The sequence below is a fragment of the Beijerinckia indica subsp. indica ATCC 9039 genome, assembly GCF_000019845.1.
GTDB classification, from domain to species: domain Bacteria; phylum Pseudomonadota; class Alphaproteobacteria; order Rhizobiales; family Beijerinckiaceae; genus Beijerinckia; species Beijerinckia indica.
Window position 1 is genome coordinate 1 of record NC_010580.1, and the last position, 11,609, is coordinate 11,609.

Here is an 11,609-nt window from a genome sequence, read left to right on the forward strand (position 1 = left end):
AGCGCCCATTAGCCTGATGTCTGAACGACAATCAGGGGGCTTTGAATGCGACAGACTTTCTCCGTTTCTTCCCGCGTGGCGCCGCTTATCCTAACCCTGGGCCTTGGGGCCTGCGCCACGCCGATCCCGACTTATGTCGATGTGCCGGGCATGGCCAATCCCGAACTCGCGCTGCGCGAGAGTTTCGCCAGCGTCGATGCGGAGACTGCCAAACTCGGAAGCCTTGATCTCAAGGATCCGCTACCTCCCTCGCCCGTCTCAAAGTCTGCCGAGACCCCGGCAAGACCGGCCAAAAGCCTCTCTCCACTGCAGCGCACGGGCGTTGTCCCTGGCGAATTGCAACGTGTCGTCCAATTTCAGTTCAATGGCTCGCTCGACGATGGCGTGACCCAGCTCGGCAAGATCATCGGCTATGATGTCGCGATCCAAGCGCCCCCCAATGCCGAGCCACAACCGATCGTCGTCGAGGCGGTCGAGGCGCCTGTCGTCGATTATCTCCGGTCCATCGGCAAGGCGGTTGGTGATCGCGCCACGGTTCAGATCGATCCGCAGCACCATCAGATCCAGGTGATCCACCATGTCTGAGCGCCGCGCGCCCCATGGCCGCCGCTTGGGCCTCACGCTCGTGGCCGGCCTCACCTTCCTCCCGCCTGCCCATGCCGAGAACAATGTGACGATCCTGCAGATCCCGCCAGAGCCCAGCTTGCGGGAGATCGAGCAGGCAGCGCGGGAAACCGGCAATCCTTTGTCGAAGCCGGTTACGGGCGCCAAGCAGATCCCGGCTATTACAGGTGGCGAGCGTCCACCGTCTCTTGAGGCTCTGCAAGCGGCTTTGCCTGGCCCTCAGCCTGGCGACGGGCTTGAGCCCGGACGCGGCGACATCCTCTATCAGGCGGCTTTGACCTTCGGGGCTCAGGGCGGGCTCGCCGCGCGGGCTTTCGGTATCAACGAAATGCTGCGCCGGTACGAGCCGACACTCGATAGCGTCTTCGATTTCAGGACCGTGGTGGTGCGGGTTGGTCCGGGCCGGACCCTGATGCGACCACCGATCGTGACGGCGGCGCAAATGGCCTTCGCTTTGGGAGAAGGCGCGCAGGTCGCCCGCGAGACGGCCTGTGTCTATCAGATCACGCGCCGCGCTCAGCTCGCCTCGGCACCGCCGAATTGGCGCACCTATCTCGTGCGCTCCTGGGCCTCACCGTCAAAACCGTCCGATGCGGTCCTGCCAAGGACCGAGCAGGAGGTGAACTGGTGGAAGAAATGGGTGGCCGAAGGCTGGGCGCAGGGCGAGCGGCAGGGGGTCGAGATTTTCCTCGCCGATCTCTCCCGCCTGCAGCGCGATTACATCGGCATGGTTCGTTACCGCGTCCTTCTTCGCGCGGGCCTCGTGGAAAATCCCCGTGTCGCCTTCGAGGATAGCCTCGTCAATGGCGGCCATGAAGAGATGCGGGCAGGCGATCGCGTGATCCGCATCACCGATCAACCCGGCCTGCGGGCAGACCGCAAATCCTGGCCGAAGAACACGAGGGATTGCCCGCAATGAACGCGCCGCTTTCGACGGTCTGGCAGGGACGGGGGGCTGACCCCTGGGTGCGCGATCCACGCAAAAGCGCGCCTGGTCTCGATCATCTTCTGACCTGGGCCTATCGGCAGGGGGCTTCGCGCATCGCCTTTTTGAGCGGTCATCCCGTCTGGGTGCGTATTCATGGCCTCAATCAACCGGTTGAGCCCGATCCCATTCCTGAAAGCGATCTCGCTCTCATCACCAACCATATCTATGGCGCCGATGGTACGGCGCGGTTGAAGAAAGGCCAGGACTTCGACCTCACTTACGAAGTCCTGCTCGATCGCGGCACCCGCCTGCGTTTTCGCATCAATGCGACGGCCACGCGGACAAGCCGCCGCGACGGCGTGAATATCATCCTGCGGCCGATCCCTGACAAGCCGCCGACGCTGGAACAGCAAAGGGTCGAGCAAGGCATCCTGGAGTCCTTTCGGCCGCATGAGGGCATGGTGATCGTCTCGGGGGCGACGGGCTCGGGCAAATCGACGCTGATCGCCGGCATGACGATGGCCAAGCTGAATGATCCCAATGGCCATTACAACATCATTGAAGGCGCGGCTCCCATCGAATTCATGTTCGATCGGATGAGGAGCGATAGTTCTACGATCGTTCAGAGCGAGATCCCGATCGATCTGCCGACTTTCGAAGCCTTTATTCGCGGCTGTATGCGGCGTGAGCCCACTGACATCATTGTGGGTGAGTGCCGTGACAGTGTCACGATGGCGGCGGCGATCCAGGCGGCGATCTCGGGCCATACTCTGACGACGACGATCCATGCCAATGACGTCGCTTTGACCATGCAGCGGATCGCAAGCCTCTGTCCGCCCGATGAGCGGGACAATCTCATCAGCGCGGTGGCGCAATCGCTGCGCCTTGTCATCAATCAGAAACTGATCCGTTCCAGCGATGGGAAGCGCATCGCTCTGCGCGAGTTTCTGGTCTTCAACCGCGCTCTGCGAACCACTTTCCTCGAAACCGATCCGAAATTGTGGCCCGCCCTCACCCGGCAGGCCATTGCGACGGAAGGACAATCTTATGAGCAGGCGATCAACCGCCTGCTCGAAGCCGGGCTGATCTCGGAAGAGACAGCTGCCCATGAACGCAAGGAGATTGGATAATGTGGCGGAATACGGCGCGGCCCGTGATGGTCGTGTTTCTCGATGCGCGAGCCTGTTTCCCGGTTCTCGCATTCTTCATGTACTGGAGTTGGACGACCGCCAAGATCGCCATTTTCGGCACGCTCTTCTTCGGCATGATCTCCTGGCTCGGCCTGACACTCCCGTCGTTTGTCCGGCTTTTGCGGCGCTGGATCAATGGGAGCCTTCGGCCAGCCATTCCCGCTTGGAAGCGCAGGAGGTTCGCATGAACGAGGAGCTGAGCCCGGTTCTCGTCGGCCGTGGTGTCACGGCTTTATTCAAACTGACACCGCGTCCGTTGCGCCTCCATGATCCTGTTTATGGGACCGTGAGGGACATTCCATCAGAGGCAATCGGGGAAGTCGACGGCTTGTTGCCGTTGTTCCTGGCGGCGGCCGAAGCGATTTGGTTCGAGGCTTTCGGGCATGGCTTCGCGCTGAAACTCTGCATCGATCATCAATCGCTGCTTGGCTATCGGGTGGTCAGCCTCGGTTGTGTCGGCTTCGTCGGCGTCATGCTTCACCTGATGGAGGCGATCTTTCAAATCGCCCGACCCGACATGATCCTGCTCAACGATTTCAGTGTGGTCTGGCAGAGCGCCAAAATCCGGCTTGGTGTTGCCTCTGACACTGACGCGCTGCTCTCGATCGCATAGGAGGGCGAATGTTTTTCAAACCCGGTCTCTTCGGTGTGGCCTTTGCGGTCTTAAGTGCCTCTATCACTCACGCCGATCCGCTCATGAGCGAGGGCCAGAAAGTGCTGGCCTGTATCGAGGCCTCGGCCGAGATCCATCATTTGCCGTCTGGTCTGCTCCTGACTCTCTTGCGGGTCGAAGCCGGGGAGCTCGGCAAAGTCTCACAGAACAAGAACAGGACGGTCGATATCGGGCCGATGCAGATCAATGATAGCTGGGTGCATAAGATCGCCCGGCATTGGGGAGCCTCCGATGCCGAGACTTACCGCGCCTTGCGGGACAATTTCTGCGCCAATGTGGCGGGCGGCGGCTGGATCCTGCGCCAGACGCTTGATGAGGCGAAGGGCGATATTTGGGAAGGCGTGGCGCTCTATCACTCGCATACACCTGTCCATAAAGTCCGCTATCTTCATCAGGTCCTGCATCATCTCCATGCGCTGCAGAAGGAAGCACAAGTTTCCTCTCGGAATTCAGGGAGCTGATGATGGCGGGAGGCAATGGCGCTCGCGCCGATTATACGGTGTTCAGCACGATCGTGATCGTGCTGGGCCTTGGTCTTGGCGGCTGGATGCTCTGGCAGAGCCAGCATGGCGAGATCAGCGCGGCACTGATGCAATTTTATCATTGGCAGATCCAGCACCTGCAGGGGTTTACCCATCGCTTCGATTTGGCCGATCGCCAAATGCTGGCCGCCAATCCCGATCGGGTCGAGATCGGTACGCTGATCCGAATGGCGCGGGCCTTGGGACAATTCTTTCTCTATCCGGCCGTTGGCCTCGTGCTGTGGCTTGCCGTCGTGTGTTTCATCTATGCAGCGTCATCTCGCTATTGCCGGGCTCTCGACCTCGAGGGGCTGATGCGTGAGCAGGCCCAGAGCCATCCCGGGATCACACCGTTCATAACCCGGTCGTTGCGTCTCCTGCCACTCGACAAGGCGTTTGTCCGGTCCCTCGATCCTGCCTTGAACGTGCGGGAATGGGTTGAGCGGCATGCGCTGACAAGCGATGGCACGTTTGATAGGGCAGCGGCGCGCTGTGAGCTTATTCGGCAGCTCGGCGATCCGTGGCAAGGCCCAGACAAGGCGAATCCAACGGTTCGCTGCATGCTGGCTGTGTTCATGCTGCATGCGGCGGGCAAGCGGAAAGAGGTGGCGGAATTCCTGGGTCAGATGGCCGAGGATCTGTCCGATGGAAAAGGCGAGGGAGCGGCCGGCCCAGACATGCCCCTTCACTTTTCGGCGCCTGTGGTCCAGCGTGCCGATTATTGGCTCAAAGACCGTGACTGTCTGATCGCTCTTCTTGGCCCCCTCTCTCAGCCCAAGCACGGCTATACGGCGACGATGCTGATGAGTGCCTTGACACAGGCACGCCTGGTCTCGGGCGTCCTGGCGCCGGCGCAGTTCAATTTCCTCAAATTGGTCGATCGCAAACTTTGGTTCGCACTCCATTCGCTCGGTTTTCCGACGAGCGGCAAAAGCCTGGAAACGCATCCCAACCCGCGCGTCGAGGCGATCGGCGCGCGCGATCATTGGTCAGCCGAACGGGTTTTTGGCGCTCCCCTTCGTCATCCTTCCGTTGATCAAGCCGTCGAGGCCATCGCCGAGGCCTTTACCAGACTCTCTTACGAGTAATCAGGAAAGCATCCATGTCTCAGATTGTTTTGTATTCAGGATTCGATCAAGTCGAGGCTCAACCGATTTACCTGCATTTTGACGACGACTTGAAGGAATGTCGGTTGCGGATCGTTCCCTCATCAGGGACTGGCCTTCACGTCCACATCGAACGGGATGAGACCAGGAGATTTGGGCTTTTTCGAAAGAAAGTCCCGAACGAAGCGGCAAGTGTTGGTGAAAGCCGCAGGTTTGTGCGGGATCCAACACTCGTGGCCGTGTTGATCACCGTAGCTGGTATGAGCTTCAGTTGGATCGTGATGCATGTCGCGAAGACGATTCTTGAGAAACCCGATATTGAACTCGTCGCCAAGGCACCGGCCGCCAACCCCGTTCAAGCGGTTCCCGCGAACCCTGCCTATCGGATATGGGAAAATACTAGGGTCGGGACTTCTCAACCCGACCCGGAACTGAAGGTCGTTACGGACAATCTCCGCCATGCGCCGATCGTGACGCCGGCCCCTGGCAGCGATCCGAATTCCCCATCGGGACCGACCGCGTTTGGCCTCGAATAGGGGCAAAGCATGCAACGGCTCTCCTGCTGCATCCCATTCTGTCGGGCAACGCGCGGCGATCGAAAGAATGATCCCTTGCGACCGGGCCTCGAGTGGATCTGCTCGCGCCATTGGCGTGATGTTCCCGTAGTTCTCAAGGCAGAGAAGAGCCATTGGCAGCGGCTGTCGCGCCCCGCCAAAGCCAAAGGGCTTGAGACGCCGCGCATCCATGCGCGCGCCTTTGCTGCCTGGGAGGCCTGCAAGGCCAGTGCGATCGAGGCCGCTATGGGTCTTTGAGCCTTCTCAAATTCAAAAGGGAGAATGATCTATGATCATGCGCGAGATCGCTGGCCCGCAGGGGCGTTTCGAACGAACGGGCGCGCAAAACCTGCGCGATACCCGCTCGATCACGCAGCGTTTCGCATCGGCACTGGTTACGAACTTCTCGGCCGTCATGCTCACGGTCGGTGCAGGAGCCATGGTGATCGAGCCCGCGAGTGTTGAGCTGATCGCTCCGGCCAGCCTGCTGTATGCCGGCATCGTCCTCACGCGGCGCGTCAAGCTGCCAATGCGCCTCCCCAAGAGCGCCAGGATCAAGGACTGGAACTATCCCGATCCATCCTCCCGCAAGCCCCGCATGGCGGCCGGCACGATCTATCTCGGCCGCGACATCGAAACCAATCATGAATTGTGGCTCACGCCGGAGGATGGGCGCCAGCATGCGACCATTCCTGGGACGACGGGTGCGGGTAAGACCACGGCGATCGTCTCCTTCCTGACCAATGCTCTGACGCAGGGCTCGGGCTTCGTGCTCGTGGACGGCAAGGCCGACAACAAGCTCTATGGTGAGATCCTAGCCCTGGCACGCCGCTTCGGCCGCGAGGATGATGTCCTTGCCCTGAATTTCCTGGTGGCGAGCGGTGAGAAACAGTCGAACACGTTCAATCCTTTTGCGACAGGCAACGCGGACGCCATCCGCGAATTGCTGGCGAGCCAGCTCGGCGAACAGAATGCGCAGGATTCCAATGGCGTGTTCCGCGCCCGCGCGGTGGCCTTGATTGGCACGATCGCGCCCGTGCTCACCTGGATGCGCGATCATCGCGGCGTGCCGATCAGCATCGAGACGATCCGCTTTTGCCTTGAATTACGCTGGATCTGGACACTCGCCACCCATCGCCTGTTCATGGTCCGCGATCCCTCAAACGGCAAGATCATCGAATACGACGTGTCGAAAGACATGCCGGAAGAAATCATCTATCCGATGCAGGCTTATCTCGGCGAACTGCCAGGCTATGATTCCAGCGTGCCCTGGAACCAGCAGAAGGACAACAAGCCGTCCGAGCAGCATGGCTATGCGCTCATGTATTTTACGGCGACCTTCACTCAGCTCGCTGTCAGCCTCGGCCACATTTTCAAGGTGCTCAATGGTGACATCGACATCCGCGATGTCGTGCTCAATCGGCGTATTCTGGTGGTGTCGCTGCCAGCCCTCGAGAACTCCGACGATACGCTGGCGGCGCTTGGCAAGATCGTCGTCGCCTCCTTGCGCGGGATGATGGCGCAGATCCTCGGTGCCAAGCTCGAGGGCGATTATGCGCAGATCGTCGAGAACAAGCCGGGCATGGGTGTCGCGCCCTTCATGGTGGTCCTCGATGAGCTGGCCTATTATGCGACGGGCGGTCTCGACCGCATGCTGGCCATGGGCCGTGGCCTCAATATCATGTTCTGGTTGGCGTTTCAGGAAGTCTCCGGCATTTGGGCGCGGATCGGGGAGAAGACGGCCTCTCTACTCGGCAACGCCAATCTGACCGTGGCGATGCGCCAGCAGGACGCGCAACGCACCCGCGAATGGCTCGAACAGACGGCTGGCCAAACCTATGTGACCCAGGCCGGTGGCTATCAGACGGGCGAACTCGGCACCTATCTCGAGAGCCAGCATGCCGATCTGCGCCAGGTGTCGCGGATCGACTGGCGCGATTTGCAGAGCCTGATCGAGGGCGAGGCAATCATTCTGTTTGGCGGCCGCCGCATCTACGCCAAGCTCTTTCATGCCAAAGTCGACGTCTCGGGGCCGATGCGCCTCAACCGCTGTCTGGCTTTGCTGCCACCGAAGCCTGAAGTGCTTTCCCAGGAAGAAGCGCGTCTTTCGGAACTGATTGCGACCTTCCAGAACGGGCTAATCGGGTTCGGAGTGGAGGGGCCAAGCGATCCGGTGCTCGAGGCTGGCCTTGGCGCGTTTCGGCAGGAGTTGAAGAAGGGCTCCTCGATCGACCAGGGCCTGCAGGAGGTCTTCGAGGCGATTGACGCGCTGCCGCATGAGCTCGCTCAATCCTCTTTGGTGATCCAGAAAGACGAAGCGCTGCGTCCGATCAAGACTCCGTTCACGGATCTTTTGGAAACGAGCCGAACCGGCTGGCCTTTGCCGCCCGCGTCCTTCGGATTGCCGCGTGAACCGATTGATCAGCGGCTCTTTCTCGACGTTGTCGAAATCGAGAGGACGATCGGTGCGTCTCAATCCGCCGCTCGCAAGACAGCCCTCGATCTGTTGGCGCTGCGCGATCTTGCCTTGAGAGATGAACAGAATGAGCCCCGGCCAGCTGTTTCGGTCGAGGATCAGAAACGTAAGCTCAGAAGCCTGATTGAGACATTCGAGGCCATTGCAGAGGCAGGCGAGCTCGTGCCGATTTAAGCTGAAAGGATCTTTCGATGATGGAAAGCCTGATCGTTGAAATGACCACTCAATAGTGCTAATAATAGCACTATTAATAAGCCCGTGGAGTGGTCATATGGCGCATATTGTTCTCGCTGAGATAACAGCCAGCATCTCGGAACTGAAAAAGAACCCCATGGGGACAGTAGCGGCTGGAGAAGGCGCAGCAGTTGCGATCCTCAATCGCAACGAGCCAGCGTTTTATTGCGTGCCTGCCCGCACCTATGAGGCGATGCTGGAACGTCTTGAAGATATGGAACTGAACGCCATTGCTGACGCGAGAGCGAATGATCCTGTCATCAAGGTCAATCTGGATGACCTATGAGCTCGCTTTCGTGGATGCCGCTCTGAAAGAATGGCACAAGCTCGATAGGAACACGCGTGAGCAGTTCAAGAAGAAGCTCACGGAACGCTGTGAAAATCCGCGCGTGCCCTCCGCAAAGCTCTCGGGAAGCACGGACCGGTACAAGATCAAATTGCGCAGCGTTGGCTATCGGCTCGTCTATGAGGTTCGGGAAGCGGAAATTCTGGTGGTCGTGATTGCGATTGGGAAGAGGGAACGCAGTGAAGTCTATAAAGCGGCCGAGCGACGAGACCTTTAAAATTGGCAGGTTGTCATGCCATGCAGCAGTCAGCATTCCCAGGCAAGATCGTTTAATTTCCGCATTGATCCAGCCTTAAACGGTGCCAGTGCAGCCTTAATATCTGTGACTGGTTTGTGCCTCCGTCTAACTATGCCGAAGTCAGCCTCGCGTTATAAAGCCATTGGCTACGACGTGCCGGATCCCCAAGGCATTCACGGCCCGCTTATCAGTCGTCATCTTGTAAGAAGAGGCTCTTGAAGCTGAACAGGCTGAACATACAGTAGCTCAAGGTGTTTCCACCTCGGAGTTTATCAGCCCAAATTCATTCTTAAGTCATATTGATTTAATATAATCATTATTATACACCGCCTTAATGATGTCGTCAGAACTATCTGCAAGATCTTCCAAGCTTGACCTTAGCATTAGCAGTACAGAGAATAGCATGGACCTTTGGAAATGAATCTGAAAGGAGATCCCTTGAGTGTCATATTAATATTACATCTTACTCTGATCTATGAATTGCTTGATGATTAGCTCCTAAAACTCGTTACTAGTTCCTCAAACTCGACGCAGTCGAGCATATCAAGATCAAGCCCTAAGCCAGGGTGAAGACTAGAACCATTCCGCTCTTCCCCGGCAACGCCAAGCGGCGGCTTTCTCAATGCGCAGACAGCCCGCATCTTTGACTCGGCGTCTCACTCAGATGCAATGGTTCCCGACAAAGCGAGAGGACTCCTGTTCGGCCGCAGATCGCGCAATGTCTATGACATCGAGGATTTCCTCCTGCGAACTGAGTTCAGACGGGCCGAGAAAGCCCCAATATGACAGTCGCATGTGCCATTGTTCTGTATTTTATAGTGATCGAAAATGACCTGCCGCGTGTTGGGCCGACGTCCTTGAAGCGGCCATTCATTTGATCATTGAAACCTGAACCTGGAAAAACAAGAACATATGGCATGAGCAAATTCACAGATCTTCTGGCGCTCGCAACGCCCGGTCTTTGGTTCGTCGAACCGGGCCAGAAACTGATGGCAGACGATACACTCCTGCCGATAGATTGGATCAAATCCGGTGACGATCTGGGCTGCATCGGAGCAGCTCACTTCGTCGGTCCTGGCGTGAACGAGCGGCAGCGTGGCTACGCTAATGCCCTGCTGTTCTCCGCCAGTCGCGAAATGGCGCTTTTGCTCGAAGAAGCGCTTACTGTCTATGATAACGAATTTGAGAACGACCTCGAGATTTCTGGTGCGGATCTCCTCGACTGGTTTTTCAACTGGCGCTTGCGTGTCAAGCGGCTCGTCAACGAGCTATGCTGAATTTTTCTAGCTGCCTGGTCGCAGGACACCATTGCAATCGCCACGACCAGTCATTCAACTGTCCCCGCCAGAGACACAAGATGTGCTGTCATTCTGACGGCAGCTTGACCTGGCCCATCCTTGCCGCGCCTGCGCTCGATAACGGTATATGTGATCGAGGGTAGCTGAGGCAGAATCCCGTCAGATAGCGGTGGCAAACCGATCCCCACTTCGGTACGGCTGGCAATACCCAGCCCAGCTTCAACCGCTGTGCGGAGGCCATCAAGGCTGGGTGTGACCAAAGCGATGCGCCAAGACCAACCTATGGCATCCAGCGCTTGCTGTGCGGCCTTGAGAAATGGGCATGGTGGCGTGATGCTGACAAGCGGTAGTACTTCCTCGGCCAGAAGATCAGGCTTTCCAAACCACTCCATCGGAAAGCTCGTGACGGCTTTGCCGCGGCCAGGATCGTCAGCACAAAGCGCTGTATCAATCCGGTCCTCCCCCATCGCTTGCAGCAACTCCGCCGTACTGCCGATAACAATCTCAAATGTGGTATTGGGGTTGGTGGCTCGTAGATCTATCAGGGTTGGGCGCAAAACAGGGACAACGAAGTCCTGAACGACGCCAACCCTTATCAGCGGCGTTGCTGCCGGTCCCAATTCCGCGCGCGCCGCGTCAATCCTCCTGAGAATTGCGCGAGCATGACCTAAAAGATGGCTGCCAACTTGATTAACCTTCAGTGCCCTGCCGTCACGATCGAAAAGCGGTTGCCCGACAATATTCTCAAGCCGTGACATTTGAAGGCTAAGAGCGGATTCACTGCGCCCAACCCGCACGGCCGCAGTGGCGAGCGAGCCGCAATCGACCACAGCAACAAAGCTGCGCAGCAATGGTGATGGCAGATCTGGAATCATGAGATGTTCTCAAGTCAGATTTAACAGCTTTTCGATTATACTTTTACAAATATGCATGAAAATCCGGGTATTACGAACCGGAGGTTAGAAATGCCCTTTGCCAGACTGACGTTGACGTCGATCCCGACACTGGATCAGGCCAATCATCTTGCAACCGAATTAACTGAACTAATTGCTCATGATCTTGGCAAGCGACAGGAGCTCACTTCGATACTTGTTGAGACCTCGGGTATTTCCCATTGGGCGATCGGCGCTGAAGGTCGACTGACTGCGGCACATCTCGAAGTCTGCGTGACAGCCGGAACCAACTCGGAGCAAGAGAAGCGGGCCTTCATTGCAAATGCCATGACAATCCTTCGGACAGTGCTGCCTGGTCTCAATCCCGCAACCTATGTTGTCATCAGGGAACTTCCCGCAACAGACTGGGGTTACGATGGACGAACCCAAGCAGATCGAGCGATGGATCGGATACATGGCACTGCCTTAATCGGACAAGAAAAGAGTTGAACGTCCGCTCAGGGCTGCAGGCGACTCTCCAAGAATATG

The 11,609-nt window shown here is 57.9% G+C and carries 15 protein-coding genes; 14 read left to right on the forward strand and 1 reads right to left on the reverse strand.

All coding sequences use genetic code 11. The annotated features are described in order from the left end of the window. The first annotated feature begins 45 nt into the window (after window positions 1-45). The 13 genes from BIND_RS18705 to BIND_RS18765 all read left to right on the forward strand — a co-directional run bounded on the left by BIND_RS18705 (window position 46) and on the right by BIND_RS18765 (window position 10,167). Window positions 46-585: a DotD/TraH family lipoprotein gene (locus tag BIND_RS18705; protein ID WP_012382842.1), complete on the forward strand. Its 540-nt coding sequence runs from the start codon at window positions 46-48 to the stop codon at window positions 583-585. Next, entirely contained in the window at window positions 578-1,543 is a 966-nt protein-coding gene (locus BIND_RS18710; RefSeq protein ID WP_012382843.1) for a type IV secretion system DotC family protein, read from the forward strand. The genes BIND_RS18705 and BIND_RS18710 overlap by 8 nt, the downstream gene beginning before the upstream one ends. Continuing rightward, window positions 1,540-2,682: a type IV pilus twitching motility protein PilT gene (locus BIND_RS18715; protein WP_012382844.1), complete on the forward strand. Its 1,143-nt coding sequence runs from the start codon at window positions 1,540-1,542 to the stop codon at window positions 2,680-2,682. The genes BIND_RS18710 and BIND_RS18715 overlap by 4 nt, the downstream gene beginning before the upstream one ends. Continuing rightward, entirely contained in the window at window positions 2,682-2,930 is a 249-nt protein-coding gene (gene icmT, locus BIND_RS18720) for an IcmT/TraK family protein (protein WP_012382845.1), read from the forward strand. Before BIND_RS18715 ends, icmT begins: the two co-directional genes overlap by 1 nt. Continuing rightward, window positions 2,927-3,355 carry a hypothetical protein gene (locus BIND_RS20330; protein WP_012382846.1) on the forward strand — a complete coding sequence of 143 codons (429 nt, stop codon included), beginning with the start codon at window positions 2,927-2,929 and terminating at the stop codon, window positions 3,353-3,355. The genes icmT and BIND_RS20330 overlap by 4 nt, the downstream gene beginning before the upstream one ends. Before the next feature lie 8 nt (window positions 3,356-3,363). Next, on the forward strand, window positions 3,364-3,876 hold the full coding sequence (locus tag BIND_RS18730) for a lytic transglycosylase domain-containing protein (protein WP_012382847.1): 513 nt from the start codon (window positions 3,364-3,366) through the stop codon (window positions 3,874-3,876). 2 nt (window positions 3,877-3,878) lie between these two features. Further along, window positions 3,879-5,024, forward strand: a complete 1,146-nt coding sequence (locus BIND_RS18735; protein ID WP_210160547.1) for a secretion/conjugation apparatus DotM-related subunit — start codon at window positions 3,879-3,881, stop codon at window positions 5,022-5,024. Between the two features lie 251 nt (window positions 5,025-5,275). Further along, window positions 5,276-5,578: a hypothetical protein gene (locus BIND_RS21490; RefSeq protein WP_148210824.1), complete on the forward strand. Its 303-nt coding sequence runs from the start codon at window positions 5,276-5,278 to the stop codon at window positions 5,576-5,578. Window positions 5,579-5,587: 9 nt separating this feature from the next. Further along, window positions 5,588-5,854, forward strand: a complete 267-nt coding sequence (locus BIND_RS18745) for a hypothetical protein (RefSeq protein ID WP_012382850.1) — start codon at window positions 5,588-5,590, stop codon at window positions 5,852-5,854. 31 nt (window positions 5,855-5,885) lie between these two features. After that, window positions 5,886-8,246: a type IV secretory system conjugative DNA transfer family protein gene (locus BIND_RS18750; RefSeq protein WP_012382851.1), complete on the forward strand. Its 2,361-nt coding sequence runs from the start codon at window positions 5,886-5,888 to the stop codon at window positions 8,244-8,246. Window positions 8,247-8,343: 97 nt separating this feature from the next. Continuing rightward, window positions 8,344-8,592, forward strand: coding sequence for a type II toxin-antitoxin system Phd/YefM family antitoxin (locus tag BIND_RS18755; RefSeq protein ID WP_012382852.1), 249 nt, complete (start codon window positions 8,344-8,346; stop codon window positions 8,590-8,592). Beyond that, window positions 8,582-8,869 carry a type II toxin-antitoxin system RelE family toxin gene (locus BIND_RS18760; protein WP_012382853.1) on the forward strand — a complete coding sequence of 96 codons (288 nt, stop codon included), beginning with the start codon at window positions 8,582-8,584 and terminating at the stop codon, window positions 8,867-8,869. The genes BIND_RS18755 and BIND_RS18760 overlap by 11 nt, the downstream gene beginning before the upstream one ends. 938 nt (window positions 8,870-9,807) lie before the next feature. Beyond that, window positions 9,808-10,167, forward strand: coding sequence for a hypothetical protein (locus BIND_RS18765; protein ID WP_012382854.1), 360 nt, complete (start codon window positions 9,808-9,810; stop codon window positions 10,165-10,167). Between the two features lie 50 nt (window positions 10,168-10,217). Here BIND_RS18765 and BIND_RS18770 read toward each other — a convergent pair whose 3' ends face one another. Then, on the reverse strand, window positions 10,218-11,063 hold the full coding sequence (locus tag BIND_RS18770; protein ID WP_012382855.1) for a LysR substrate-binding domain-containing protein: 846 nt from the start codon (window positions 11,061-11,063) through the stop codon (window positions 10,218-10,220). A gap of 90 nt (window positions 11,064-11,153) precedes the next feature. On the opposite strand from BIND_RS18770, the gene BIND_RS18775 reads away from it, so the two are divergent. Next, the gene (locus BIND_RS18775) at window positions 11,154-11,570 is read left to right on the forward strand and encodes a tautomerase family protein (protein WP_012382856.1); all 417 of its coding nucleotides are present in this window, start codon (window positions 11,154-11,156) and stop codon (window positions 11,568-11,570) included. Window positions 11,571-11,609: the final 39 nt, after the last annotated feature.